Annotated in this window: 24 protein-coding genes and 2 tRNA genes; 12 read left to right on the forward strand and 14 right to left on the reverse strand. The window is 70.0% G+C overall.

All coding sequences use genetic code 11. The annotated features are described in order from the left end of the window. Positions 1 to 62: 62 nt before the first annotated feature. The 3 genes from AC3ERS_RS01435 to AC3ERS_RS01445 all read left to right on the forward strand — a co-directional run bounded on the left by AC3ERS_RS01435 (position 63) and on the right by AC3ERS_RS01445 (position 1,729). Positions 63 to 866 carry an NAD(P)H-binding protein gene (locus AC3ERS_RS01435; RefSeq protein ID WP_431962610.1) on the forward strand — a complete coding sequence of 268 codons (804 nt, stop codon included), beginning with the start codon at positions 63 to 65 and terminating at the stop codon, positions 864 to 866. A 249-nt stretch (positions 867 to 1,115) separates the two neighbouring features. Continuing rightward, positions 1,116 to 1,532, forward strand: a complete 417-nt coding sequence (locus AC3ERS_RS01440) for a hypothetical protein (protein ID WP_431962612.1) — start codon at positions 1,116 to 1,118, stop codon at positions 1,530 to 1,532. Continuing rightward, on the forward strand, positions 1,529 to 1,729 hold the full coding sequence (locus tag AC3ERS_RS01445; protein WP_431962614.1) for a DUF6186 family protein: 201 nt from the start codon (positions 1,529 to 1,531) through the stop codon (positions 1,727 to 1,729). The genes AC3ERS_RS01440 and AC3ERS_RS01445 overlap by 4 nt, the downstream gene beginning before the upstream one ends. A 265-nt stretch (positions 1,730 to 1,994) precedes the next feature. On the opposite strand, the gene pepN is transcribed toward AC3ERS_RS01445, so the two are convergent. Then, positions 1,995 to 4,601, reverse strand: a complete 2,607-nt coding sequence (pepN, locus tag AC3ERS_RS01450; RefSeq protein WP_431962616.1) for an aminopeptidase N — start codon at positions 4,599 to 4,601, stop codon at positions 1,995 to 1,997. Positions 4,602 to 5,233: 632 nt separating this feature from the next. Between pepN and AC3ERS_RS01455 the strand changes: the two genes are divergently transcribed. Further along, positions 5,234 to 6,064, forward strand: coding sequence for a phosphoribosylaminoimidazolesuccinocarboxamide synthase (locus AC3ERS_RS01455; protein WP_431962618.1), 831 nt, complete (start codon positions 5,234 to 5,236; stop codon positions 6,062 to 6,064). A gap of 31 nt (positions 6,065 to 6,095) precedes the next feature. Here the strand turns inward: AC3ERS_RS01455 and AC3ERS_RS01460 are convergent, their stop codons facing one another. From AC3ERS_RS01460 to AC3ERS_RS01475, 4 genes are all read right to left on the reverse strand, one after another. Then, entirely contained in the window at positions 6,096 to 6,635 is a 540-nt protein-coding gene (locus tag AC3ERS_RS01460; RefSeq protein ID WP_431963565.1) for an NUDIX hydrolase, read from the reverse strand. A gap of 190 nt (positions 6,636 to 6,825) precedes the next feature. Then, positions 6,826 to 8,058 (reverse strand): RNA polymerase sigma factor, encoded by a 1,233-nt coding sequence (locus tag AC3ERS_RS01465; RefSeq protein ID WP_431962620.1) that lies wholly within the window; start codon positions 8,056 to 8,058, stop codon positions 6,826 to 6,828. Beyond that, positions 8,055 to 8,456 carry a YciI family protein gene (locus AC3ERS_RS01470; RefSeq protein ID WP_431962622.1) on the reverse strand — a complete coding sequence of 134 codons (402 nt, stop codon included), beginning with the start codon at positions 8,454 to 8,456 and terminating at the stop codon, positions 8,055 to 8,057. The genes AC3ERS_RS01465 and AC3ERS_RS01470 overlap by 4 nt, the downstream gene beginning before the upstream one ends. A gap of 106 nt (positions 8,457 to 8,562) precedes the next feature. Next, a complete protein-coding gene (locus AC3ERS_RS01475; RefSeq protein WP_431962624.1) occupies positions 8,563 to 9,795 on the reverse strand; it encodes an NAD(P)/FAD-dependent oxidoreductase in 1,233 nt (410 codons plus the stop codon). Positions 9,796 to 9,975: 180 nt separating this feature from the next. On the opposite strand from AC3ERS_RS01475, the gene AC3ERS_RS01480 reads away from it, so the two are divergent. Further along, positions 9,976 to 10,617 (forward strand): mycothiol-dependent nitroreductase Rv2466c family protein, encoded by a 642-nt coding sequence (locus AC3ERS_RS01480; protein ID WP_431962626.1) that lies wholly within the window; start codon positions 9,976 to 9,978, stop codon positions 10,615 to 10,617. Positions 10,618 to 10,661: 44 nt separating this feature from the next. Here the strand turns inward: AC3ERS_RS01480 and AC3ERS_RS01485 are convergent, their stop codons facing one another. Next, positions 10,662 to 11,600 (reverse strand): M48 family metallopeptidase, encoded by a 939-nt coding sequence (locus AC3ERS_RS01485; protein ID WP_431962628.1) that lies wholly within the window; start codon positions 11,598 to 11,600, stop codon positions 10,662 to 10,664. A 533-nt stretch (positions 11,601 to 12,133) separates the two neighbouring features. Between AC3ERS_RS01485 and AC3ERS_RS01490 the strand changes: the two genes are divergently transcribed. Both AC3ERS_RS01490 and AC3ERS_RS01495 read left to right on the forward strand, forming a co-directional pair. Beyond that, positions 12,134 to 12,607: a ribose-5-phosphate isomerase gene (locus AC3ERS_RS01490; protein WP_431962630.1), complete on the forward strand. Its 474-nt coding sequence runs from the start codon at positions 12,134 to 12,136 to the stop codon at positions 12,605 to 12,607. A gap of 14 nt (positions 12,608 to 12,621) precedes the next feature. Then, positions 12,622 to 13,422, forward strand: coding sequence for an Fpg/Nei family DNA glycosylase (locus AC3ERS_RS01495; protein ID WP_431962632.1), 801 nt, complete (start codon positions 12,622 to 12,624; stop codon positions 13,420 to 13,422). A 59-nt stretch (positions 13,423 to 13,481) separates the two neighbouring features. Here the strand turns inward: AC3ERS_RS01495 and AC3ERS_RS01500 are convergent, their stop codons facing one another. Further along, positions 13,482 to 14,438 carry a diguanylate cyclase domain-containing protein gene (locus tag AC3ERS_RS01500; RefSeq protein ID WP_431962634.1) on the reverse strand — a complete coding sequence of 319 codons (957 nt, stop codon included), beginning with the start codon at positions 14,436 to 14,438 and terminating at the stop codon, positions 13,482 to 13,484. 708 nt (positions 14,439 to 15,146) lie between these two features. Between AC3ERS_RS01500 and AC3ERS_RS01505 the strand changes: the two genes are divergently transcribed. Together AC3ERS_RS01505 and AC3ERS_RS01510 are read left to right on the forward strand one after the other, a co-directional pair. After that, positions 15,147 to 15,217, forward strand: a tRNA-Gly gene (locus AC3ERS_RS01505). A gap of 46 nt (positions 15,218 to 15,263) precedes the next feature. Further along, positions 15,264 to 15,340, forward strand: a tRNA-Pro gene (locus AC3ERS_RS01510). A 223-nt stretch (positions 15,341 to 15,563) separates the two neighbouring features. Here the strand turns inward: AC3ERS_RS01510 and AC3ERS_RS01515 are convergent. Next, positions 15,564 to 16,052 (reverse strand): FBP domain-containing protein, encoded by a 489-nt coding sequence (locus AC3ERS_RS01515; RefSeq protein ID WP_431962636.1) that lies wholly within the window; start codon positions 16,050 to 16,052, stop codon positions 15,564 to 15,566. A gap of 255 nt (positions 16,053 to 16,307) precedes the next feature. Here AC3ERS_RS01515 and AC3ERS_RS01520 point away from each other — a divergent pair, with 255 nt between their 5' ends. Both AC3ERS_RS01520 and AC3ERS_RS01525 read left to right on the forward strand, forming a co-directional pair. Then, on the forward strand, positions 16,308 to 16,958 hold the full coding sequence (locus AC3ERS_RS01520) for a peptide deformylase (protein ID WP_431962638.1): 651 nt from the start codon (positions 16,308 to 16,310) through the stop codon (positions 16,956 to 16,958). Positions 16,959 to 17,161: 203 nt separating this feature from the next. Then, positions 17,162 to 17,320, forward strand: a complete 159-nt coding sequence (locus tag AC3ERS_RS01525) for a hypothetical protein (protein ID WP_431962640.1) — start codon at positions 17,162 to 17,164, stop codon at positions 17,318 to 17,320. 25 nt (positions 17,321 to 17,345) lie between these two features. On the opposite strand, the gene AC3ERS_RS01530 is transcribed toward AC3ERS_RS01525, so the two are convergent. The 3 genes from AC3ERS_RS01530 to AC3ERS_RS01540 are packed head-to-tail and all read right to left on the reverse strand — an operon-like array spanning position 17,346 to position 19,011. Next, positions 17,346 to 18,065: an ESX secretion-associated protein EspG gene (locus AC3ERS_RS01530; protein ID WP_431962642.1), complete on the reverse strand. Its 720-nt coding sequence runs from the start codon at positions 18,063 to 18,065 to the stop codon at positions 17,346 to 17,348. Next, positions 18,062 to 18,646: a hypothetical protein gene (locus tag AC3ERS_RS01535; RefSeq protein WP_431962644.1), complete on the reverse strand. Its 585-nt coding sequence runs from the start codon at positions 18,644 to 18,646 to the stop codon at positions 18,062 to 18,064. The genes AC3ERS_RS01530 and AC3ERS_RS01535 overlap by 4 nt, the downstream gene beginning before the upstream one ends. Next, positions 18,643 to 19,011, reverse strand: a complete 369-nt coding sequence (locus AC3ERS_RS01540; protein ID WP_431962646.1) for a hypothetical protein — start codon at positions 19,009 to 19,011, stop codon at positions 18,643 to 18,645. Before AC3ERS_RS01540 ends, AC3ERS_RS01535 begins: the two co-directional genes overlap by 4 nt. A 192-nt stretch (positions 19,012 to 19,203) precedes the next feature. Here AC3ERS_RS01540 and AC3ERS_RS01545 point away from each other — a divergent pair, with 192 nt between their 5' ends. Continuing rightward, a complete protein-coding gene (locus tag AC3ERS_RS01545; RefSeq protein WP_431962648.1) occupies positions 19,204 to 19,596 on the forward strand; it encodes a DUF1801 domain-containing protein in 393 nt (130 codons plus the stop codon). 9 nt (positions 19,597 to 19,605) lie between these two features. Here the strand turns inward: AC3ERS_RS01545 and AC3ERS_RS01550 are convergent, their stop codons facing one another. From AC3ERS_RS01550 to AC3ERS_RS01560, 3 genes are all read right to left on the reverse strand, one after another. Beyond that, positions 19,606 to 20,853 (reverse strand): serine hydrolase domain-containing protein, encoded by a 1,248-nt coding sequence (locus AC3ERS_RS01550; protein ID WP_431962650.1) that lies wholly within the window; start codon positions 20,851 to 20,853, stop codon positions 19,606 to 19,608. A gap of 582 nt (positions 20,854 to 21,435) precedes the next feature. After that, positions 21,436 to 24,111, reverse strand: a complete 2,676-nt coding sequence (locus AC3ERS_RS01555) for a polynucleotide kinase-phosphatase (protein ID WP_431962652.1) — start codon at positions 24,109 to 24,111, stop codon at positions 21,436 to 21,438. Further along, positions 24,108 to 25,832 carry a 3' terminal RNA ribose 2'-O-methyltransferase Hen1 gene (locus tag AC3ERS_RS01560; protein ID WP_431962654.1) on the reverse strand — a complete coding sequence of 575 codons (1,725 nt, stop codon included), beginning with the start codon at positions 25,830 to 25,832 and terminating at the stop codon, positions 24,108 to 24,110. The genes AC3ERS_RS01555 and AC3ERS_RS01560 overlap by 4 nt, the downstream gene beginning before the upstream one ends. Positions 25,833 to 25,916 lie beyond the last annotated feature (84 nt).

Genomic DNA, 25,916 nt, shown 5'->3' on the forward strand with positions numbered 1-25,916 from the left:
GCGCTGAAGGATTCGTGAATTGGGGGTTGTCGGGAACTCCGGGGCGCAGGCACGGTGGATGCATGAAGATTCTTGTCACGGGAGCCACCGGCAACATCGGCCGGAAGGTGGTCGATCACCTGCTCGCGGGCGGCGCCACCGACGTCAGGGCGTTGTCGAATCACCCCGAGCGAGCCGGACTGCCCGCGGGCGTCGAGGTCGCGCACGGCTATCTGCGGCGGCTGTCCTCGCTGCCCGCCGCGTTCGACGGCGTCGACCGCCTGTATCTCGCGCCGGTGCTGGAGACGGTGGACGAGGTCGTCGCGCTGGCGAAGGCGGCGGGCATCCGGCACATCGTCGACCTGTCCGGTGACGCGGACACCGACTGGCAGCCGATCGCAAAGGCCGTCGAGAGCTCCGGCCTGGACTGGACCCACCTGTACGCGGGCGAGTTCAGCGAGAACGCCGCCCAATGGGTCGAACAGATCAAGGTCTCCGGCGAGATCCGCGATCCCCACCCGGCGGCCGCGAACGCGCCGATCGCCATGGACGACATCGCCCGCGTCGCGGCGAAGGTGCTGCTCTCCGACGGGCACGCGGGCAACACCTACGAGCTGACCGGCCCGGAGACGCTCACCAGGGCCGACAAGATCCGCAGCATCGGCGCTGCCCTCGGGCGGGACCTCACCGTCGTGCAGGCCTCGCGCGACGAGGCCATCCGCCTGCTCGAACCGGCGATGGGGCCCTACGCGGAGTGGTACGTCGACGGGATAGCAAGCATGGTCGAGCATCCCCAGCGGCCCACGACCACCGTCGCGGACGTCACCGGCGCACCGGCCACCACCTTCGCGCAGTGGGCGCGGGACAACGTCGAACTGTTCCGTTGAGGGCGGCGCGATCACGGTCGCGCCCATGTCGCGGTCGGTCTCCACGGCACCCGCTTTCGACCGGTGAAGTGCTGTTCTGCCGCCGAGATCCTCCCGGGGTCGGGCGCCCCGCAACGAGAGGGCGGCGTCGTCCCCTTCTTGCCGGGTCGCGCCCTCTCGACGGGCACGGCCACGCTCGGGCGGTCGGCGAGATCGTTCATTTCCGCTGACCCGCGCACTCGGCCACCGACGCGGTCGTATTCTGCGACGGTGGCAGCGGAGTCGACGTCCGCCGCGCCTCCGTCGAGCGGAAGGCGCGCCCTGCTGGCGGTCTGCTCGATCGTGCTGGCGGCGGGCGGAGCGCTGACCCGGCCGTTCGGTTGGCCTGCGACCGTCCTGGTGCTCCTCGCGGGCGCGGTTGTGTTGGTCCGGGCGATACGGTGCCCGACCTCTGCCGAGCCGAAGGACGCTGCGGTGCGCCGGGGTACGGCGGTCTGGTCCGCGCTGCTGCTCGCGGCCGCCGGTTGGGAGGCGTACGCGTTTGTGCGCCAACCGGATTGGACGAAACCGAGCGACCAGCACCCGACCCTCTCGACGCTGCTCGACCCGGCACTCGAACAGGGCCCGCTGCGCTTCGCGGGCTGGCTGATCTGGCTGGCCGTCGGCTGGTGGCTGGTGACGCGATGACCGAACGCGCCGTCGTCGTCACGGGTTTCGCCGTCCTGCTCGCGCTGGCCCTCGGCCTGACCGCGCTCGCGCACCTGCGCCGCGACCTGATCGCCCCGCTGACCGAAGTGGCCACCGCAGCCCTTGCCCGCCGACCAGTGCGGATCATCGCCGCACTCTGCTGGGCATGGCTCGGCTGGCACTTCCTGGCGCGCTGAGCAGGTCGGTCGCACAGAGGCATCACACGCCTCACACAGGTGTCGACGGTGTGACGCGTCGACAAGATGTGTGGGTGTCGATTCGGCTCCGAGCAAGGGCTCGTCGTGGCGGATGAACGCACTGCCGCCAGGTGGTTTCACATGCGGATCAAGCGCCTCACAGGTGTCGATGCTGTGAGGTGTCGGAACGGTGTGTGCGGTCGATTTCGGGGCGGGCGGGTTTCGTCCGGTGGGGATGCGCGGCATCCCCACCGGACGACCGGGGCTACCTGGCGTCGAAGGCGCGGGCGCGCAGCGAGCGTTCGATGCCCGCCTTGCCCTCGGAGACCAAGCGGCGCAGGGCGGGCGGGTGGTTCTCGGCGAGGAACTTGTCCGCCACCGCGACCGCGTCGTCGGTGATCTCCCACGCCGGGTAGAGGCCGACGACGACGGTCTGCGCGACCTCGCTGGAACGGCGCTCCCACACGGCCGGGACCTCGGCGAAGTAGCGTTCCACGAACGAGCCGAGCAGCCCGCCCTGGCCCGCCGGGGCGAACCCGCCGACGATCGCGCGCGCGGTGATGTTGGGGACCGAATCGTCGTTCATCACCGTGTTCCACGCCTGTTCCTTGACCTCGGCGATCGGCCGCGCGGCCGACGCGGCCGCGGCTTGGCGCTTGCCCGCGGCGGTCGGGTCGTTGGCGAGCTCACGGTCGATGGCCGGGGTGGCCACGCCCTCGGCGTCGATCTCGCCCGCCGCGGCGAGCGCGGTGACGAGGCGCCAGCGCAGATCGGTGTCGACCGTGAGCCCGGCCAAGCCGAGCGCGGCCGGGTCGCCGTCGAGCAGTTCGCGCAGCACCTCGGTGTGCCAGGCCGACAGCCGCGCGCCGGTCAGCGCGTTGACGAAGGCGAGCTGGTGATCCGAGCCCGGCTCGGCCTCCCGCGCCAACTCCAGCAGCCGGTCGGCGAATGCGGGCCAGCCGACCGAGTCCGCCCACGCCGGGTCGGCGTAGCTGCCGATCGCGGTGTGCGCCTGCATGAGCAGCCGCTGCACCACGCCGATCTCGGATTCCGCGCCGACCCCGCGCTGGACGAGGGCGACGAAATCGCGGGCCTTGAGCTCGGCCTGCCTGGTCATCTCCCACGCCGCCGACCAGGCCAGCGTGCGGGGGAGCGGTTCGGCGATGTCGGCGATCCGGTTGACGAGCACGTCGAGCGAGTCGGCGTCCAAGCGCACCGAGCAGTAGGTCAGGTCGTCGTCGTTGACCAGCACGAACTTGCCGCGCGGCACGCCGGCCAACTCGGCTACCTCGGTGCGCTCGGCGGCGTCGAGGTCCAGCTCGACGCGGTGGGTGCGGACCAGCTTGCCGTCCTGATCGTCGTAGACGCCGACCGCCAGCCGGTGCACACGCCGCTCGCCCGCGCCGGGAGCCGCGCCCTCCTGGATCACCGCGAAGGAAGCGAACTTCCCGTCGGCATCGACCTGGAAATCGGGCCGCACGATGTTCAGGCCGGTGGTCTTGAGCCACTGGGCGCCCCAGGTGGACAGGTCGCGTCCGGAGGACTTCTCCAGTGCGCTCAGCAGGTCGTCGAACGTCGCGTTGCCGTAGGCGTGTTCGGCGAAGTAGTCGCGCAGACCGGCGAGGAACGGTTCCAGCCCGACGTAGGCCACCAGCTGCTTGAGCACGCTCGCGCCCTTGGCGTAGGTGATGCCGTCGAAGTTGACCTCCACCGCCGCCAGGTCCGGGATGTCGGCGGCGATCGGGTGCGTGGAAGGCAGCTGATCCTGCCGGTACGCCCAGGACTTCTCCACGTTCGCGAAGGTGGTCCACGCGTTGGTGTACTCGGTGGCCTCGGACTGGCACAGCACCGAGGCGAAGGTGGCGAACGACTCGTTCAGCCACAGGTCGTCCCACCACCGCATGGTGACCAGGTCGCCGAACCACATGTGCGCCATCTCGTGCAGCACGGTCTCGGCCCTGCGCTCGTAGGACGCGCGGGTCACCTTGGACCGGAAGACGTAGTCCTCGAGGAAGGTCACCGCGCCCGCGTTCTCCATCGCGCCCGCGTTGAACTCCGGCACGAACAGCTGGTCGTACTTGCCGAACGCGTAGGGCACGCCGAAGTTGCGGTGGTAGAAGCCGAAACCCTGCTTGGTCTCGGTGAAGAGGCGCTCGGCGTCCATGTGCTCGGCCAGCGAGGCGCGGCAGAAGATGCCGAGCGGGATCGAGCCGTGCTCGTCGGTGTAGGAGTCGGTCCACTTCGCGTAGGGGCCCGCGATCATCGCGACCAGGTAGGTGCTCATCCGCGGCGTGGTGGCGAAGGTGTGCACAGCGACGGAGGGCCCGGACGAACCAGCGCCGACCTCCTCGCGGCTGCCCGCTCCGTTGGAGACGACCTCCCAGTCGGCCGGCGCGGTGGCGGTGATGTCGAAGGTGGCCTTCAGGTCCGGCTGGTCGAAGCAGGCGAACATGCGCTTGGCGTCGGCGGTCTCGAACTGCGAGTACAGATAGACCTTGTCGTCGGTGGGGTCGACGAATCGGTGCAGGCCCTCGCCGGTGTGTGAGTACACGCAGTCGGCTTCGACGACCAGCTCGTTGCGTTCGGCCAGGGCGGTGAGCGCGATGCCCTTGGACTCGTCGTAGTCGGAGACGTCGAGCGCGACGCCGTTGAGCACCGCCGAGCGCACGCCCGCCGCGACGATGTCGATGAAGGTGCTCGCACCCGGTGTCGCGGTGAAGGTCACGGTGGTCTTCGAGCCGAACGTCTCGTCGACCGCGGCGTCGGCGCTGGTCGCCCGGTCGGTGAGATCGAGTTCGATGCGGTAGTTCTCGACGACGACCGTGGCGGCACGCTCGATCGCCTGGTCGCGGGTGAGATTCGGGGCAGACATGGAACTCCTTCGCTCTTCGACGAACACGGCACGGTGCGGGCTCGCGGCGGGATCGCCCACCGGGAGCGCGACAGCGTCCACAATGCCACCGGGCGAGTCCGCCCGCGCGGAACTTTCTCGCCAACCCTAGTGCGCGCGGCCGGACGCGTAGTCCGTCCTCGGACCGCGCGGGCCGTGGCGAATGCGGAGGTGCGTCTGATGTGCGCAGGCGGACGCCTTCGTCCTCGAACCGTGCACGGCCGGAGCGTATGCGGAGGTGCGTCTGATGTGCGCAGGCGGGCGCGGTCCCGTTCTCGAACCGTGTATGGCCGGAGCGCATGCGGAGGTGTGGCTAGTGGGCGCAGGCGGGCGCGGTCCGTTCTCGAACCGTGTATGGCCGGAGCGCATGCGGAGGTGTGGCTAGTGGGCGCAGGCGGGCGCGGTCCCGTTCTCGAACCGTGTATGGCCGCAGGGAATGCGGCGGTGTGGCTAGTGGGCGCAGGCGGGCGCGGTCCGTTCTCGAACCGTGCACGGCCGCAGCGCATGCGGAGGTACGGCTGGTCGGCGCAGGCGGCGGCACCGGCCCGCGTGGAGCGCGGCGGTATCGTTCCTGTGCAGCGCAGACACACATCGAGGGATTCGGAGGCTCCACGTTGAAGCATGTGCACGCCGGTAAGGTGCGCGACCTGTACGAGGACGGCGACACGTTGCTGCTCGTAGCCTCCGATCGGGTCTCGGTGTACGACGTGGTGCTGCCGACGCCGATCCCGGAGAAGGGCGCGCTGCTGACGCAGCTGTCGAACTGGTGGTTCCGTTTCTTCTCCGACGTGCCCAACCACGTGCTGTCCACCACCGACGTCCCGGCGGAATTCGCGGGCCGCGGCGTCCGGGTGAAGCCGCTGAAGATGGTGCACGTGGAGTGCATCGCCCGCGGCTACCTCACCGGATCGGGCCTGAAGGAGTACGAGCGCAGCGGCACCGTGTCCGGCGTCGCGCTGCCGCCCGGCCTGCGCGACGGCGACAAGCTGCCCGAGCCGATCTTCACGCCCACCAGCAAGGCGTCCGAGGGTCACGACGAGCCGATCACCTTCGCCGACGTGGTGAACCAGGAGGGCCGCGAGGTCGCCGAGCAGCTGCGCGCCCGCACCCTCGACATCTACCTGCGCGGGGCCGAGCACGCTGCGGGCAAGGGCGTCATCATCGCGGACACGAAGGTCGAATTCGGCTGGGACGGCGACGTTCTCACCCTGGGCGACGAGGTGCTCACCTCCGACTCCTCACGGTTCTGGCCCGCCGACCAGTGGCAGCCGGGTCGCCCGCAGCCCTCGTTCGACAAGCAGTTCGTCCGGGACTGGTCCACCTCGACCGGATGGGACAAGGAGCCTCCCGGCCCGGAGATTCCGGCCGACATCGTGGACGCCACCCGGCGCAAGTACCAGGAGGCGTACGAGCTCATCACCGGCGAGAAGTGGGTGTCCGCCTGAGCGTCGCCAGGCACGCGCCGGTCCTGCGTGCTCAGGGCCGCGCGTCGTGGGGCCGGTCCGGGTCTCGGTCGCGCAGATGCTCGGCGAGGCGGTCGAGGTAGGGCCGTTGCCCGCTGACCAGTTTGTCGCGGGCGGCGGCCAGATCGAACCACTCGGCGCGATCGATCTCGGGGAAGGCGACGAGTCGGCCGGAGTGCGGCGGCCATTCCATCTCGAAGGTGCCCGGGTTCACCTCGGCCGGGTCGAGGTCGCCTTCGACCGCCCAGGCCAGCAGCCGCTTGCGGCCGCTGCTGTAGTGCACCTCGCCCATCGGGACCCATTCGCCTTCCGGCGCGGGTAGACCCAGCTCCTCGGTGAACTCGCGGCGAGCCGCCAGCGCCGCGTCTTCGGCGTCCGGTACGTATTCGCCCTTCGGGATCGACCAGGCGCCATTGTCCTTGCGCGCCCAGAACGGCCCGCCCATGTGGCCGAGCAGGACCTCGGGATCACCCGCTTCCGTGCGGCGGAACAGCAGGACGCCCGCGCTGAATGTCGCTGTCACACCAGCAGTCTGCCCGCCGGATCGCAGCATGCGGTCTTCGACCCGCGAGAATCGTGCCGCAGTACAGCGCATTTAGGCTCCGCCGGGATCGCCCACGTCGGTGCCGACCAGTCCGGAGGTCACGTTCGTCCGCGATCGTTGATGTTTGTGCCGCGCCGCTGACCAGCTCGGAGGACACGTTCGTCACGCCCTGCCCGATCGGTTCGCGGGGCGGCCGCGATCAGCGCCGCGCCGCCGACGCTTGGTGCAGTCGCGCCGCGCGCAGCGTCAGATAGTCGCGCTCCGGCAGGCTCGTGGTGCGCCCGGCCGCCGCGGTGTAGTGCGCGATGGCGGCCGCGTGGTCGCCGGCCATCTCGTACAGGTGCCCGCGCACGGCGTCCAGCCGGTGCCCGGCCGCGCCGAGTGAGTCGTCCAGGGCGTCGACCAGTTCGAGCCCCCCGGACGGACCGTGCACCATCGCGACCGCGACCGCACGGTTGAGACTGACCATCGGATTCGGCGCGATGCGTTCGAGCAGGTTGTAGAGGGCCAGGATGCGCGGCCAGTCGGTGTCCTCGGCGCGCAGCGCCTGCCCGTGCACTGCCGCGATGGCCGCCTGCACCTGGTAGGAGCCGGTGAGTCCGTGCGACAGGGTGCCCGTGATCAGCCGCACGCCCTCGGTGATCATGGCCCGGTCCCAGCGGCCGCGCTGCTGTTCGGCCAGCGGGATCAGCTCGCCGTGCGGTCCGACGCGGGCGGCCCGGCGGGCATCGGTGAGCAGCATGAGCGCCAGCAGGCCGGTGACCTCGACATCGTCGGGCAGCAGACGGTGCACGGCGCGGGTCAGCCGGATCGCCTCGCCGGAGAGGTCGGTGCGCTGCAATTCGGCGCCGGAGGTGGTGGTGTGTCCCTCGGTGAAGATCAGATACAGCACGTGCAGCACCGAGCCGAGGCGCTCCCGCCATTCGGCATCGCCGGGCCGGGCGAACGGACGATCCAGCCCCGCGAGGCGCTTCTTGGCCCGCGCGATGCGCTGGGCAATGGTCGGTTCCGGCAGCAGGAAGGCGCGCGCGATCTCCGCGGTGGTGAGTCCGCCGACCGCCCGCAGCGTCAGCGCGATCGCGCTCGCCGAGGACAGTGCCGGGTGGCAGCACAGGAAGAACATCGCCAGCGTGTCGTCCCGGTCGACGGTCTCGGCGCCCGGCGCCTCGCGATCGAAAACCGCTGTCTCCCTGCGTCGCCGGGACACCTCGGCGCGCACCGCGTCCGCCATTCTGCGCTGTGCGACCTGGACCAGCCAGCCGCGCGGATTGTCCGGCAGTCCCTCGGCGGGCCACTGGGTCGCCGCCGCCAGCATGGCCTCCTGCACCGCGTCCTCGGCGGCGTCGAAGTCGCCGAACCGGCGCACCAAGACGCCGAGGACCCGGGGTGCGAGTTCGCGCAGCAGGGCCTCGGCGCCGGGCGTGATCGTCACTGTTCGGCGGCGGGAGCGCTCATCACCGCGCGCACTTCGATGTACTCGCCGATCGGCTTGCCGCCGGGGCCGGGCGCGGCCGAGGCCTGGGCGGCGATCTGCAACGCGCGTTCGGGGCTGTCCACATCGACGATCCAGTACCCGGCCAGGAATTCCTTGGTCTCGGGGAACGGGCCGTCGGTGATCACCGGGGCGGAGCGGCCGTCGGCGCTGACCACCCGCGCCTCCTGCGGTCCGGCCAAGCCCTGCGCGTCGACCAGTTCGCCCGACTTGGCCAGTTCTTCGCCCAGCGCGCGCTGGAAGTCGATGTGCGCCTCGATGTCCTCTGGAGCCCACTCCGAGATCGGGGTGTCGCAGAAGGCGGCTTCGCTGTAGGTCTTGAGCAACATGTACTTCACGGTCGGCTCCTCGCGTATCGGCGCGCCCCTTCGGCGCTCTCGCAGGTAGGTCGGAACGGAGCGCCGCGCTTCGACACGTCACGCGCGCGGTCCTCGGTGATCTGGATCACAGGGGAGTCGAGGTGTCCGCGAGACGGTCGGGATCGACCGGTTCGCCCGCGGTGATCAGCTCCTTGATCCGGTCGGTCACGTCCCACACGTTGACGTTCATGCCCGCCAGCACCCGGTTCTGCGAGTCCAGCCAGAACGCGACGAACTCGCGCCCGTCCAGATCGCCGCGCACCACCACGTGGTCGTACCCGCCCGGCGCGGCGTAGCCGGTGTACTCCATGCCCAGGTCGTACTGATCGGTGAAGAAATAAGGCAGCCGGTCGTAGGTCGCGGATTTGCCGAGCATGGTCGCGGCCGCGACAGCGGGCTGGTTGAGCGCGTTGGCCCAGTGCTCCACCCGGATGCGGCGGTCGAGTCCGGGATGCTGCTGTTCGGCGATGTCGCCGACGGCGACGATGTCCGGATCGCTGGTGACCAGGCTCGCGTCGACGAGCACGCCCTTGTCCACCTCGAGCCCCGCCGCCGCGGCGATCTCGATATTCGGCTTGGCGCCCACCGCGACGAGCACTGCATCGGCGGCGACGGTCGTCCCGTCGGCCAGCCGCAGCCCGTCGGCGATGTCCGTCGCGATGCCCTCGTGCGTGGTGATCGCCTCGACCTGGGCGCCGAGGCGGAGATCGACGCCGTGCGCGCGGTGCAGATCGGCGAAGACCGAGCCCATCTCGGGCCCGAGCGCGCCGAGCAGTGGCTGTTCGGCGGTCTCCACCACGGTGACCTCGACCCCGGCGGCGCGTGCCGCCGCCGCCACCTCGAGACCGATCCAGCCCGCGCCGATGATGGCGAGCCGATCGCTCTGGCCGAACAGCTCGATGAGAGTGTCGGAGTCCTCGATGAAGCGCAGCGTGTAGACGTTGGGGGCGTCGGCGCCCGGCAGTGGCAGGGTGCGCGGTGTCGATCCGGTGGCCAGCGCCAGCTTGTCGTAGGCGAGGGTGGAGTCGTCCGGCAGCGTGATCGTCTTCGCGTCTCGATCGATCCCGGTGACAGTGGTGCCGAGCAGCAGCTCCACGTGGTGATCGCGGTACCACTGGGCCGGATCGACGGTGAAATCGGCGAGCCGCTTCTTGCCGAACAGGTGTTCCTTGGACAGCGGAGGTCGTTCGTAGGGCAGATGTTCCTCGGCGCTGACGAGGGTGATCGTCCCGTCGAAGTCGTTGTCGCGCAGGGCTTCCGCCAGCTTGGCCGCGGCGAGCCCGCCGCCGACGATCACGAAACGCCGATCCGAGGTCATGGCGGACTCCTTCTCAGGGGAGGGAACGCGTGCCCACTCGAGCCTACTGTCGGCGGGGGTTTCGCAACGCGGTATCCGGACATGATCCGGACCGGGAACGAATCGCCGGGCGCCGTGGTTGGTTCCGGATAACGGCGCTCGCGCGCCGTGCTTCTTGCATGCGATCGAGAGGAACGACCCGTGACCGACACGGCCGAGAAGAACGTCGCCGATTTCTGGTTCGACCCGCTGTGCCCCTGGTGTTGGATCACTTCCCGCTGGATCTTGGAGGTCGAGCAGGTCCGCGACATCGAGGCGCGTTTCCACGTGATGAGCCTGGCGGTGCTGAACGAGGGCCGCGATCTGCCCGAGCAGTACCGCGAGCTGATGAACAGTGCCTGGGGCCCGGTGCGCGTCGCCATCGCCGCCGCCAAGGATCACGGTGACAAGGTGCTCGCGCCGCTCTACACCGCGATGGGCAGCCGCATCCACGACCGCAAGGCCGAATACGAGCGCCCGACCCGCACGGAGAGCCTGGCCGCGGTGATCGCCGACGCGCTCGCGGAGGTGGGCCTGCCCGCCGAGCTCGCGCAGGCCGCCGAGAGCACCGAGTACGACGAGGCGTTGCGCAAGAGCCACCACGAGGGCATGGACAAGGTCGGCAAGGACGTCGGCACCCCGACCATTCATGTCAACGGCGTGGCGTTCTTCGGTCCCGTGCTCTCGCGCATTCCGCGCGGAGAGGACGCGGGCAAGGTCTGGGACGGCGTCGTCGCGCTGGCCTCCTACCCGCACTTCTTCGAGCTCAAGCGGACCAGGACCGAAGACCCCGTCTTCGACTGAACGCGAAACCGGGCGCCGCGTACTCGCGGCGCCCGGTCGTCGGCTCAGGGCACCGGCTTCGGCGGCAGGCTCGGCACCTCGCCGTACGGGCCGTACGGCGCGGCGCCCATCGGGGGCTGCGGGTTGGGGCGCAGGAAGAGCCTGCCGTGCCTGCTGCGATCACGCAGCGCCCACATCCGCCAGGTCAGCACCGGGTGCGAGGACAGGGCGTTGACGAACCAGACGAATCCGCCCTTCTCGGTGGCGGCGCGATCGGCCATCTCGTCGAAGCCGACCAAGGTGTTCATGTACTTGCCCGCCGCCAGCGTGCCCATCGCGGCGGCCGCGCCGGTGTGCCGGTTGCAGTAGCCGTGGTTGTCGGCGGTGTACTCCTGCGAGCGGATCAGCGAACTGCCCAGGATCGGCAGGAACGGCACGAGGAACATGCCCAGCTGTCGCCAGTACGAGGTGTGCCCGGCGGCGATGTGGCCGACCTCGTGGCCGATGATGAACGCGAGCGCGTCGGGTTCGCGTGCCTTGCCGCCGATTTCGAACAGGTCGCTGTAGACCACCACGAAGCGCCGGAAGCCGTGCCCGGAGGCGAAGGCGTTGATCTGGCCGTTGCCGAGCACCACATAGGCGTCGGGCACCTTCGCCATGCCGAATCTGGCGGCCGCGTCGACCACCATCTGATAGCCCTCGGGGAATTGCGTCGGCGACATCCGCACGCCGTTCACCCGCTGTGTCGCGTAGTTGAAACCGCGCCCCGCCCAGACCAGCAGCGGCGCGAACACCAGCAGCAGCAGATAGTCGCTCGGCACCGCGCCGTCGGCGAGTGTGACGACGAGCATGAGGATGGCGATCAGGTACGCGACCACCGTGCACACCACCACGACGACGAGCAGCGGGATCTCCCAGCTGTGCCGGGCGGGCATCCCGAACGGGGAGAGGCCACGCGGCATGCTCTGCGGCGGTACGGGCGGCGGAGCGCCGTACGGCGTCATCGGCGCGGATCCGTAGGGCGTCGAGGGCACACCGCCGTAGGGCGTCGGCGACCCAACGCCGTAGGGCGTCGGAGACCCAGCGCCGTAAGGTGCCGAAGACCCAGTGCCGTAGGGCGTCGAGGACCCAGTTGTGTAGGGCGCCGAAGGCGCGTCGTTGTAGGGCGACGTCGGTGTGGCGCCATGAGATGACGTGCCGTAGGTCGGGTGGGCGCCGGTGTGCTGTGGCGTCGCCGTGCCGTGCTGCGACGGTTGCTGCGTGTGCCCCCACCCGCTCGGCGGCGCGTTCGGTGGCTCCGGCTGGTCGGCTCGGTCCGGCGGCGTCGGTTCGTGCGGCTGCATGAGGTGCACTCTATTCATCGGTGGGGACGGGTTTCTCGCGTCCGAGGGGCCAGCGACGCTGTGCAGTCGGACACACCTGGTCGGCGCCCGCGGACACCTCCCGTGTCAGCAGATTCGCGCAGCGCGGCCCCGGTGTTAATCGCGGACGGTGCCCTCTCGGATTCGCCGTCGCGTGGCCTGACACAATCGCAGCCATGCGCGTATACCTGGGTGCCGACCATGCCGGTTTCGAACTGAAGAATCACGTCAAGGCCCATCTCCAGCAGGCGGGCCACGAGGTCGTCGACTGCGGCGCCCTCGAGTACGACGCCCTGGACGACTACCCCGCCTTCTGCATCGAGGCGGCGCGCCGCACCGTCGCCGACCCGGGCAGCCTCGGCCTGGTCTTCGGCGGCAGCGGCAACGGCGAGCAGATCGCCGCGAACAAGGTGCCCGGCGCCCGCTGTGCCCTCGCCTGGAGCGTGGAGACCGCGAAGCTGGCCCGCGAGCACAACAACGCGCAGCTGATCGGCATCGGCGGCCGCATGCACTCCACCGAGGAGGCGCTGGCCATCGTCGACGCGTTCGTCGCCACCGCGTGGTCCGAGGAGGAGCGTCACCAGCGCCGCATCGACATCCTGGCCGAGTACGAGAAGACCGGTGTCGCCCCCGCCGTCCCGGCGTACTGAGGTCGCGTCGGCAGATGCCTGAAGGGCATACGCTGCACCGCCTGGCGAGCCAGCATCAGCAGGTGTTCGCGGGCGGTGTGGTGCGGGTGTCGAGTCCACAGGGCCGGTTCGCCGACGGCGCCGCCCTGGTGGACGGGCAACGGCTCGTGCGCTCGGAGGCGCATGGCAAACACCTGCTCCATCACTACGAATCCGGGCTCGCGGTGCACGTGCACCTCGGGCTCTACGGCAAGTTCTACGACTCGGAGCTGCCGATGGGCGCGCCGGTCGGACAGGTCAGGATGCGGATGATCGGCGGCGCGGGCGTCGGCACCGACCTGCGCGGCCCCGCCGCGTGCGAGGTGCTGCTCCCGCCGGAGGTCGAGGCGCTGACCGACCGTCTCGGCGCCGACCCGCTGCGCACCGACGCCGACCCGGATCGCGCCTACGCGCGAATCCGCCGTTCTCGCAGGCCGATCGGCGCGCTGCTGATGGACCAGAGCGTGATCGCCGGTGTCGGGAACGTCTACCGGGCCGAAGTGCTCTTCCGGCACGGCATTTCGCCCTACCGTCCCGGCGTCGATCTGAGTGCCGAAGAGTGGCGCGCCCTCTGGGCGGATCTGGTCGAGCTGATGCCGGTCGGTGTGGCGACCGGGCGCATGCACGTGGTGCGCCCCGAACACGACCACGGCGAGCCGTCTTACGCCCCCGATCGTCCGCGCACCTATGTGTACCGCCGCCCCGGCGCGGGTTGCCGAGTGTGTGCCGGACCGGTTGCTCACGCGGTGCTGGAGGGGCGCAACCTCTTCTGGTGCCCTGCCTGCCAGCCGAGTTGAGCGCGTTCCGCGCGTCTGCCGGGCCCCGGTGCGCCCGCGGGCGCACCGGGTTGCCGAGTTCAGCCGGCGACGGCCGCGTCTACCTCCGGTTCGTCGGAATCGGAGAACGCGAACCGTCGCCCACCCGCCGTCTTGGCCGTGTACATCGCCCGGTCGGCGCGTCGGAGCAGATCGGTGAAGTCGCACGGGGCGCCCGGCGGGTTGTAGGCGGTGCCCACACTCGCGGAGACCGGCACCGGGCCCGCCGACGACCACACCGGGTCGCGCAGCGCACCCACGATGCGGTTGGCGATCTCGGTGAGGGTCTTGCCGTCCCGGTTCACCGCGAGCACGAACTCGTCACCGCCGTACCGGCAGATCACCGTGTCCGGCGGGCACACCTCCCGCAGCCGGTTGGCCAGCTCGACCAGCACCTCGTCGCCCACCGCGTGCCCGTAGCCGTCGTTGATCTGCTTGAACCGGTCCAGGTCGATCAGCAGCAGGCCGACGCAGCTGTTCGGGTCGGTGGCCATCCTGCGCACCTGATCCTGGAGCAGGGTGCGGTTGGCCAGGTCGGTCAGCGCGTCGTGGGTGGCCTCGTGGCGCAGCCGGTGCTGTAAGGCGGCGATCTCCTGCACGCGCAGCGACACCTTGGCCGACAGGCTCTGCTCCTGCTGGGCCAGCGCCCGCTCCTGCAAGGCCTGGGCGTAGCTGTCGATGGCCTGGCTGGCCACGAACGGCCAGCGGGTCGCCACCAGCGAGCCCGGCCTGCCCGACGGGAAGCCGAGCAGCCAGCGGCTGGCCTGGGCCAGCATCCTGGTCCGCTCGAAGGGCGGCTCGGCGAGGCGCGCGCCGAGCATCCGCGCCTCCGGCACGGGGAAGGGTTCGTGCTTGGCCAGATACAGCAGCCGTTCGACCAGCTCGATGAGAACAGGTTCCAGCTGCTGCGGTGTCGTGTGCGAGCCCGGCTCGGAGCACACGGCCCGTGCCCAGGCGCGACACATCGCGGCGACTGGCGGTTCGATGTCGGTCGCCATCGTCTTCACCGATCGCGGGCGACGTCGGTACCCGGGTGCCCTGTGTGCACACAGGTGCCGGCTTCACCCCGATCACTACTGCTACGCGGTTCTGTCCACCTCGCTCGGTGCACGCTCACCGCCCCCTTTCCAGATACCCCCGTCCGGCAAAAAGGATCCTAGCAAGCCACCCGGCACTGAAAAACGGCGTTTTACAACGAGTTTTCGATGCCTCGCGAATGGCGATCTGATGTGTGATCGTTACAGCGGCCCGGGCGTTACACAACGATTCGGGTTCGCTGGTGAGTCGCGCGTCGACACGCCGGGAGTGTGCTGAATCACCCGCTCGGGTGGGCTCTTCGGGCTCCGGCGGAGTGCGGGCCGCGTGGTTCGAGATGTCGGGATCGGGGTGGTCGGCGTCGGTGATGTTTTCGGTGTGTCGCCAGGGTCGGCGTGTCGTGTCGGTCGGCTCGCGGTCCGTTCCGTGCGGGACCTTCGTGCGGCCTGCCCGGATCCTGGTGCGCGCGGGGTGGGTCGGTATCGGTTCGGCGTGGGACCGCCGTTCCCGGGGACGGCTCGCTCGGCTTCGGAATATCGCGCACTGGATGATCAGGGCCGACGGCTCGAAGGGCGCCGTGTGGACGGGGGCGATTGGCGTTTCCGGAACCGGATTCGGTACAGTGCGTGGTGCACACGACATCGTGGCGATCCCATCGATGTCGTATGCCTGCGGGTGTAGTTCAATGGTAGAACCTCAGCCTTCCAAGCTGATGGTGCGGGTTCGATTCCCGTCACCCGCTCAAGGAACGATTCATACTCGTCGGTGGCCCCGCCACCGCGAGGCCACGGGGTGTAGCGCAGCTTGGTAGCGCATCCGCTTTGGGAGCGGAGGGTCGCAGGTTCAAATCCTGTCACCCCGACCATCTTTCGACCTTCCCGGCCCCGATGGTGTCCGGCTCGGTGAATGTGGCTGGGATTCCTCTCCGGACGGGGCGGTCCGGTCGCTGTCGGCGCGTCTCGATCGGAGAGGAATCCCGGGCGCCCCGAGTTTCGATGGGGGAGTGGGGGACTCGGGGCGCTGTCGGGATGCGCGGTAACGAGTGTCGGCGCATGGCATCTACCTCCTTTCGGGTGGGCGACCGTGAGTCAGCTGTAGAGCCGCGTGAGGAAGGCGTCGATGTTCTCGCGGACCCGGTCGATCTTCTCGTCGAGCGTCAGGTCTTCGCGGTAGCGGCTGCCGAGGGCGGGGCGCTTCTTCCCGCGCGCGTACAGCGAGCAGGCCAGATCGGTGCACATGTAGGTGCCGATCGAGTTGCCGCGGCGGCCGGAGTCGCCCGCCTTGTGCGCGGTCATCAGGACCACGTCGCCGCCGGTGTGCGTGGTCAGGCAGATCGCGCACATCTGCGGTTTGCCGGTCCCGCCCGTCTCGTGGCGCAGTGCGACGCCGATCAGCCGCTCGTCTCGCGGAACCACCAGGTAGCAGCGGCCGGGCAGCGATGGATCACCCCAACCGAGGAAATCCAGATCGTCCCATGGGCGCTCCTCGAGGTCGCGCGGCACGGACAACCGCTTCGCGTCTCCTTTGGAACAGTTGACGAACGACGACCTGATGTCGCGTTCGGTGACAGGTTTCATGACAGTGTCGACTCCTTTCGGTCGATAGCGGACAAACCGACGCGACGTTACGGACCCCGGCGCCCGCGAACAACGGATTTTCCGGCGCGGGACGCGGCGCACCGCGAGACCGCGGGCGCGTCGGCCGAGCCCCATGTCTTCCGTCGCGAGCCGGGGAGGAATCGGGCCCGCACCGCTCCGGCCCGGATCGCTTCGTGGCCGCGAATCGGCTGCCCCGGCGCGGAACCGATCCCGCTCGGTTGCGATGCTGGCGGCATGGAGGTCCCTTTCGATGATGCGCGGCCGCTGGCGGCTCGGGTAGCCCAACTTCTCTCCGTCGACGGCCCCTTGCCGATCGTCGCGGCGGGCGACCCCGTGCTGCGCAGGCCGAGCGCACCATTCGACGGACAGCTCGACGACGACCTGCTGGCGCGGTTCATCGCCGCACTGCGCGAGACGATGCACGCTGCACCGGGCGTCGGCCTCGCCGCCGCGCAGGTCGGAATTCCGTTGCGCCTGGCCGTGATCGAGGACTTCGCAGAGGTCTCGGACGAGGTCCGCGCCGCCCGTGAGCGGCGGCCGGTGCCATTCCGCGTCCTGATCAACCCGAGGTATCGGCCGACCGGCCCGGCCGAGGCCGCCTTCTTCGAGGGTTGCCTCAGCGTCCCCGGTTGGCAGGCCGTCGTCGCCCGTCCCGCCGAAATCCACCTCACCGCCCACGACGAACACGGCCACCCGATCGACGAGATCGTCCGAGGCTGGCCCGCCCGCATCGTCCAGCACGAAACCGACCACCTCGACGGCACCCTCTACCTGGACCGCGCCGAACTCCGCTCCCTGTCGACCAACGACGCCGTCGCCACCCGCTGGCCGCACCCCACCCCGCACTCCGCCGCCGAATCCCTCGGCTTCGACCTCCCTGGGTGAGTCACCCGTAACGGATTCGCGTGCAACACTTTCGACCGCCTGTGTCGGCGTTCTGGGGGGTATCCTCGAATACGCCGAGCCGCCCTGCGGCGCGGGCTCAGTCAGGGCACCCGTACGTCGGTGCCGAACCGCCACCGAGATGACCCGGCCACCCGGTGTCGCCGGATCGGCCTTTCACGATGGATCACCTCAAAGTATTCAACGTGCGAAACTTCGGCGGGCCCGGTGGGAGCGATGAGGGCCTGCGCCAAGACGGCCCCGCGCTGATCACCGAGATCGACCGGATGATCACCGGGGTCCAAGAGTTCCTGGCGTCCTTCCTCGGCCAAGCACGAGAAGACCTCGGAATCGGCGACTCCTGAGCCGCACGCGGCGCGCGATCCGCCCTCAGCGGATGGCGGCCAACCGCGTCAGGTGGCCGGCGAGGGCGGGTTGGGTGACAGGGGCCAGTGTGAGATCGGTGCTGGTGGTCAGCAGGTAGCGTCCGTCGTCGGTGAAGTCCAGCCAGGTGCGGTGGCGGGTCGGTGGCGACATCGGGTCTTCCGGTGCGACGGTGACGGTGATGAAGCCGCGGGCGTCGATCGGCCGGTGCAGCGTCTGGCGCAGGGCGGCGGCGCGCAGCGCGTCCTCGGACTGCTGCTGCCAGTGATTGGGGTCGTCGTAGAGGACGGCTTCCCGTGGTTCCCGCATCGGGGCGAGCTTGCCCGCTGGCGCGGAGCCCATAGCCGCCACCAAGTGCTGCGCGACTTTCTTTGCGTGGCAAGCGATCACGGTGACGTCGCAAGGGCCGGCGACGATCGCAGTGCCCCACACCAGGTGGGCGGCGCCGAAAGCGAGGATGGGTTCGTCGGTCCGCCCGTCCCGCGCGTACCGGTCGCCGGAGACCGTGATGGTGGTGACGTCGCCGCGGGCGCAGAGGGTGAGCGCGCCGGTCAGGTCGGGGTCGGCGTTGGGCGCGAAGCGTTCGGCGAGTTTGAGCTTGTCCCAATCGTTCTCGCTGCGGACCGTGCCGCGGTGAGCCATGTTGATGGGGTAGGGACGACGGTCGAGACCGGTCTCCGCCGACCACACGTAGGTGAACTCGTCCGGCGTGAAGACCCACCTCACCGCGCGGCCTCGCCGCTCGGATCGGGCCTGCCGAAGACGGGCACGGCGTCGCCGGACGCCACCAGGGTCGAGTTGTAGCCGAAGGTCAGGGTGTCCTGGGCGTCGGCGAGCGCCTCGGCGGCGGCGATGTCGTGCGCCATCTTGCGCGGTCCGCCCTCGATGGCCTCCAGCACCGGGTCGGGATTCGGCGCGTAGGGTTCGGGCGGCGGCGCGATGGCGTCGCGGATCGCCTGCGCCGCCGCGGAATTCGCCTCCATCAGCCGGTGCAGTTCGGCACACACGTCGCGGACGGCCGCGCCGGCGCGGAGGAAATGTTCGGTCGATTCGCGGGCGGCTGCTGCCGCCTCACCGTGCCAGTCCGCGAATTCGTGGCGCACCGCGGCCGCGAATGCCGTGAACAACTCGTCGAGCGCGTCGGCGCCCGCCTGCCAGCCCTCGGCGACGCGGCCGAGTTCGGCGGGACGCAGCGCCTCGTGCACGAGTTCCCAGATCTCACGATGGGTGTAGGCGTCGAAGGACTCCCGATCGGTGACGTACGGCGGGTCGGTCGCCGCATCGACGCGGTCGGGCGCGCTGTTCATGCGCCGTCGTCCAAGCGGTCGGCGGCCAGTTCCAGCGCCGCGCGGTGGGCGGCGTCGGCCTCGGACACCAAGTGTCCGGCCGCCAGGTATCCGGCTTTGTAGCGCAGCGTCGCCTCTTGGAGCGCGGTCAGCGTATCCGCGAATTCCCTTCCCTTGGTGGCGAAGCCGCGAGCGAGCGCGATACCGGAGGGTAGCTCGGGAAAGCCGTTCACCTCGGCGAGGTCGGTCGTGCGTAGCTGCCGCAATCCGTCCAGGAGCGCGTCGCAGGCGGAGGCGAGTCGCAGCGCCGTCTGCTCCGACATGCGCAGTTCGCCGGTCAGCGCGGCGTCGAACAGTCCGGCGGCCCGTGCCTGTTCCGGTTGCACTGGATTCGGCCCCCTAGCTGTCGCTCGGCACGACGGTCGTCGAGCACAGCAGCCTATCAGCGCCCGACCGTGCGTTTCCGCCGAATGGCGCTGGGTTCATCGATCGCACAACACCGTCGGCGAGGTGCTGTGTCGGGTCATCGGTGCGCCGAGAGCCTGTCGACGGACCGGTATCTGTGCCACGATCGGCACATGTCCTATGTAGCCGACCCACGTGTCGATGCCTACATCGACGCACTACCCGACTGGCAGCGGGCGATCTGCCGCGAGGTCCGCGATCTGGTGCACGCCGCGGATCCGGAGGTTCAGGAGACCGTCAAGCGCACCGTCCAGCCGTACTTCGTGCTCGACGGCAATATCTGCGCGCTGCTCGCCGCGAAGACGCACGTCAACGTGTTCCTCTACGACGGCGGCATCGTCCCCGATCCCGAGGGCATCATCACCGGCGGGCACGACAACAAGACCGCGCGGACGGTCGCGATTCGTGAAGGCGAGACCGTCAACGCCCGCGCGCTGTCGGCCATGTTTCGCCGGATCATCGCCGACAATCGCGCGGGCGGCTGGCGAAAACTGAAGGGCCGCTGACCTTTCCGCTCAGCTGGCTGCGGCCTCCGGCTCGGCCGGAATGGGATCTCGGCCGCGGGCGGTGCGGGCGATGCGCTCGGCACAAGCGGCCAGCATCGGCAGGCGCGCGTCGCCGACCGACATGGCGTGGTTGCCGAGGTGATTGGTGACGAAGGCGACGGACAGGCCGAGCCCGGGGAACGCGATCCCGCCGGATCCGCCGATCCCGAAGTGGCCCAACGCCCTTCGCGTGACGCGCGGGCCGACAATGGCGCGGTGGTAACCGAGTGCGAAGTGCGGCGGCGCGCCGAGTACGTAGTCGTAACGGCTGTTCGGCGGCATCTCCGCGATGCGGCGGGTCGACTCGGCGCGCAGCAGCCGTCGGCCGTCCACCATGCCGTCGTTGGCGATCGCGCCGTACATCTTGGCCAGCGCGCGGGCGGTGAACACGCCGTTCCATCCGGGCATCATCGCGTCGTAGGGGTGGGTGCCGAGCGACATGTCGGCCCAGCCGTCGTAGAACGCGCCGCGGGCGGCGTACATCAGTTGCAGCGGCGCGAACGGCGCGATCAGGCGATCGAGCGGGACCCTGGCGATGCCGAGTCGCGGCGCGAGCTTGGCCACCCGAGGCCGCTCGCGTTCGGGGACGCCGAAGAAGAAGTCGCGCTCGCCCAGCGGTCCGGCGAGTTCCGACCGGACCAGGTCGGTGAAGTCGCGACCTGTCGCGCGCTGGGCGATCTCGGCCACCAGGGTGCCGAAGGTGATGGCGTGATATCCGGAGGCGCGCAGCCGCAACGGATCCGGCGCGGAAGCCGCCATCGCGGCCGCGACCGCGTCGTGGTTCAGCAGGTCACGCGGGTCGGGCAGCAGGCCGCGGATGCGCTGCAGACCCGCGCGATGGTTCAGCACCTCGCGCAGCGTGATGTCGGCCTTGCCGTTGGACGCGAAATCGGGCCAGTAGTCGCCCACCGGGGCATCCAGGTCGAGCAGCCCGCGGTCGACGAGCCGATGGGCGACGGTCGCCGCCACGCCCTTGCCGGTGGAATACGACAGCGACATGGAGTCGGCCCGCCAGCGACGGTCGCTGTCCGCCCAGCCGGCCCACACGTCGAGCACCGGTTTGCCGTCCAAATAGACCGCGAGTGCGCCGCCGCCCTGGTTCCTGCGGCGGAACATGCCGAAGAATTTCGCGGCCAGCCCGGTGAAGCGGTCATCGATCAGCATCGTCCGTGCGTCGGCGTCCTCGTACCCAGGGCCGTGTGTGCTGGCAGCAGGCATGGTCAGACTCCTTTGTCTGTCGGCTCCGCGCGATCGAGCCGCGCACGCCTGCGCTTACTCTTGCAAGCGCCTTGCTAGCAAATGTAACGGCCGTCACGGAGCGCCCGCAATGGTCGTTCCCGCTGAATGGGGAGTACCCCGCGTGAACCATGGGACACCTCAGCGCTTCTCGTTGCGCGCTCGTCTCGCCGATGGCACCGTCTCTGACCTGCGATGATCAACAGAAGCCGCTATGCGGCAAGCATCGTCGGCCGAAGCCCGAGGCGCCGACGAACTTGCAAGCACGGACCGGAAGCCCTCTGGACGCTCGTGTGCGCCCCGACTGCCTGAACCAGCGGTGAGATCGGACGGCGCCGCGCCCCTGCGGGTGGCGATCGCCGCACGTCCGCGTGGCCCGTTGTTCGTGTCGCCGAGGTCGCGCGCCGACCGTCGCTACACGGCCGCGCACCTCGATGTTCGTGCCGCCGAGGTCACGCGCTGGCCATCGCCACTTGGCCGTGCACCCCGATGTTCGTGCCGCTGAGGCCGCGGTTGCGGGTCCTGGCAGACCTTCCCATCCGGGCCGCGCGCCGGGGCCGCCGTTCACAGGCGCGGGTCCACGGGTTCCGATTCGAGGGCCAGCACCGCGAACACCGCCTCGTGCACCCGCCACAGCGGCTCGCCCGCGACGAAACGGTCCAGCGCCTCCAGCCCGAGCGCGTACTCGCGCAGCGCCATCGACCGTTTGCGCCCGAGGCCGCGGGTACGCAGACGACGCAGGTTCGGTTCGCGTAGGTACTCCGGTCCGTAGATGATCCGAAGGTATTCGGGTCCACGGCATTTCACACCCGGCTGGACGAGACGCGTGGACTCGCCCCGAGTAGCGGCGCTGCCCGGCCCCGAAGCATCCGGTGCCGGACCGGTTCCGTCGGCATCCGGACCGCGCTCCCCGGGCGCGTCGGCGCCAGGGCGGTCGACCGAGCGGCTCCGGACCAGGGAATCGAGCGGCTTCACGACCATCCCTTCGCCGCCTGCGGTAGTGAGTTCGGTCCACCATGCGGTCGCGATGGCTTCGCCGTCGGGATCCGCGAGGTCCACCACCATCCGGCGCGTCGGTGTGAACAGGTCCGAATCCGCGGCGACCAAGCGATCGATCACGGCCAGGTGCCAGGCGTGATCACGGGTCGCGTGGTTGACGCCTTCCGTGGCCAGCAGCTGGAACGGCGCGAGGCGCAGCCCGGCCAGGCCGTCGGTCGTCCAGCAGTAGCGGCCGTAGGCGGCGGTGAAGGCCGCGGCGTCGGCGCGTCGTCCCGCGGTGCGCTCGGCCAGCTCGGTGACGTCGTGGCCGCGTGCGGCGACCGCGCTGAACACCGCCTCGGCGCCGACGAGCGCGGCCTTGGCGGCGGCGCCGACCGCCGCGTACTGGGAGCGCAACAGGCCGATTGCCTTGGCCGACCACGGCAGCAGCTCCGCGTCGAGCAACAGCCATTCGCTGCGCAGCTCCTCGAACAACCCGGCGGCCTCGGCAGCCGCACGGATGCGCGCCAGCAAGCTTTCCGTCACCGCGGGATCGTCGAAGAACGGTCGGCCGGTGCGCGTGTAGATCGCGCCCGTACCGTCGTCCTCGACGCCGAAACGGTCCCGCGCGGCCGCAGCCGAGCGGGTCACCAGAACAACGGCGCGCGAGCCCATGTGCTTCTCCTCGCACACCACGCGGTCCACACCTTCGCCCCGGTAGTAGGCGAACGCCTCGGCCGGGTGCTCGAGGTAGCCGTCCAGCGACGAGGTCGCGCACGGCGACATCGTCGGCGGCAGGTACACCAGCCAGCGGGGATCGATGGCGAAGCGGCTCATCACTTCGAGCGCCGCTCCCGCGTTCTCCTCTTGCACGCCGATGCGGCCGTGGCTGCGCGTGTGCACGACGCGGCGGCCGATCACGTCGTCGAGATCCAGCACTCCGGGATCACGGTGCGCCACGGCCTCGGTCGCCTCGGCGGGGGCCAGCGGACGTGTCGGCTCGTACCAAACCTGTTCGGCCGGAACCGAAACCGGCTCGCGCTCGGGATAGCGCAGCGCGGTGAGGCGCCCGCCGAACACCACGCCGGTGTCCAAGCAGAGTGTGTTGTTCACCCAGCGCAGCTCGGTCATCGGCGTGTGCCCGTACAGCACGGTGGCCCGGCCGCGATAGTCCTGCGCCCACGGGTAGCGCACCGGAAAGCCGTATTCGTCGGTCTCCCCGGTGGTTTCGCCGTACATGGCGAACGCGCGAACGCGACCGGACGCGCGTCCCTGGTACTCCTCCTTCAGTCCCGCGTGCGCGACGACGAGATTGCCGCCGTCGAGCACGTAGTGACTGAGCAGTCCGCGGCAGAAGTCGAGCGCCGCCTTGCGGAAGTCCTCGTCCTCGGCCTCGAGCTGGTTCAGCGATTCGGCGAGACCGTGCGCGACCTTGACCTTCTTCCCGGTAAGGGCGCGCACCAGCTTGTTCTCGTGATTACCGGTGACGCACAATGCCGTTCCCGCGCCGACCATGCCCATCGCCAACCGCAGGACGCCGGGGGTATCGGGTCCGCGGTCCACCAGGTCGCCGACGAACACCGCGGTGCGTCCGTGCGGATGACGGGCGCCGACCGCGCGTCCGGCCGCGTCGCGCTCCACCGCGTACCCGAGCTCGTCGAGCAGCGTCTCCAATTCGGCGCGGCAACCGTGCACGTCGCCGATCACGTCGAACGGGCCGGTGAGCTCGCGCTTGTCGTTCCACGCCTTCTCGTCGACGAGGGTCGCGCCGTCGATCTCCTCGACCCCGCGCAACACGTACACCTTGCGGAAGCCCTCGCGCTCCAGCCCGCGCAGGCCGCGGCGCAGCTCGCGCTGCTGGCGATGCACCACGTGCGCCGCGAGGTGCGACCGATCCGAACGCAGCGAATTACGTTCCAGGCATACCGAATCCGGCACATCGAGCACGATCGCCACCGGCAGCACATCGTGGGCGCGCGCCACCGCGACGAGTTCCTGACGCGCCCGCGGCTGCACATTCGTGGCGTCGATCACCGTGCGCAGCCCGCGGCGCAGCCGGATGCCCGCGATGTGGTGCAGCAGCGCGAACGCTTCCGGCGTGGCCGACTGGTCGTTCTCGTCGTCGCTGACGATGCCGCGGCAGGCGTCCGACGAGACGATGGCCGTGTGCGGGAAGTGCCTGCGCGCGAACGTGGACTTGCCCGAGCCGGTGCTGCCGATCAGAACGACGAGCGAGAGCTCGGGGACGGACAGTTCGGTCATCGCGCGGCTGCTTTCGTGTCCTCGCCGGTGGGCCCGGGTGCTTCGGTCTTGGTGAACAGTGCGAGCTGGGTGGGCGCACCGAACTCGGGATGCTCGGCGCCGACGGGCCGCAGCTGAACGTGGTATCCGTTGCGCTGCGCGACGCCGGTCGCCCAGGAGGTGAATTCCGCCCGAGTCCATTCGAAACGGTGGTCGTCGTGGCGGAACTTGCCCGCGGGCAGGCTCTCGTAGGCCGTGTTGTATTCCGAGTTCGGCGTCGTCACCACGACGGAACGCGGTGCGGCCGTGGCGAATACAGCGTGCTCCAGCGCGCCGAGCCGAGGCGGGTCGACGTGCTCGATCACCTCCATCAGCACCGCGGCGTCGTAGCCGCGCAGTCGCGCGTCGGTGTAGGTGAGCGAGCCCTGGAGCAGGGTGAGCCTGCCCGCGACGCGCTCCGGCATCCGGTCGACCCGCAGCTTGCGCTTGGCGATGTGCAGCGCCCGCATCGACACGTCGACGCCGACGATCTCGGTGAACATCCGGTCAGCCAGCAACTCTCGCAGCAGCGCGCCCTCGCCGCAGCCGAGATCGAGTACCCGTCGCGCGCCGACATCCCCCAACGCGGCGAGCACGGCGGCCCGCCGCTGCACGGCCAGGGACGGCGCCCGGCCTACCGCTTCGTCGCTGTCCGGACCGGCGCCGTGCTCGGGCGTCATCGCATCGGCGGCAGGCGCGCCGGGCGAGTGGCCGCTCCCGTCGGCCTCCTCGGCGTCGGGTCCGACGAGTGCGTCGGTCCGCACCGGTGTGTCGTCGTCTGGTGAACCGGAGGAGCGCGCCGAAATCGTGAGACTATCTGGTGAATCGGCGGCGTCCGCGCCGTGCGTCCCGCTCGCCGGTGCGTCGACCGGCGAACCGGAAGTGATGTCGCCCACCCCGTTCTCGGCCTCGACATAGTCCTCCTCCGCGCCGAGTTCGTCCGGATCCGTCTCATCGATCTCCGCCAGGCGCGCCAGCGCCGTGCGTACCAGCGACTGACGGCGGGCCAGATAGCGCCGGGTGATCCACCCGCGTTCGGGGTGCTCGGCCAACCAGCCGCCGCCGGCGCGGATGAGCTTGTCGACCTCGTCGGCGGCCATCCAGTAGTGCTTGGCGCCGTCGAGGACCGGCAGCAGAACGTAGAGGTGCGACAGGGCGTCGGCGAGCCGGATCTCGCCGGTCAGCGCCAGACGCAGGTAGTGCGAATCGCCCCACTCCGGGAAGGCCGGGTCGAGGGGGATCGGTGTGGTCGACACGGTCCAGCCGAGCGGCTCGAAGACCCGCTCGGCGACCTCGGCCCCGCCTTTGCACGGCACCGCGGGCAGTTCGATGCGCAACGGCAGTGCGGCGAGCGCGAGTTCGGGGCGGGCCTTGCACTGCCCGTGCAGCGCCGTGCGGAACACCGCGCCGATCGCGACCGACAGCAGCGACGACGCCGCGTACGGCCGGTCGTTGACGTACTGACCGAGGCTGAAATCCGGTGTGCCACGGGAACGTCCGCGCACCAGGCGGATCGGGTCCACCTCCAGGACCAAGGCCGCCGTGCAGCGCGCCGGATCCGCCTCCGGATACACCACGTGCGCGGTGCCGTACGACTGCTCGAACGCCTGCACCCGCTCGGGGTTCTTGTGCAGCAAGAATCCGAGATCGGTCGCGGGCCAGGCCGCGCCTTCGGGTCGCGTGCAGGTGATCGTCAACAGCATGCTGCGATCGTCGCCGACCCGCCCGGCACCCGCAAGGAAGTTTCCACAGGTGCCGCGTATTTCCATATGGCACAAAATGATCGG

This window comes from Nocardia sp. bgisy134 (assembly GCF_057708325.1).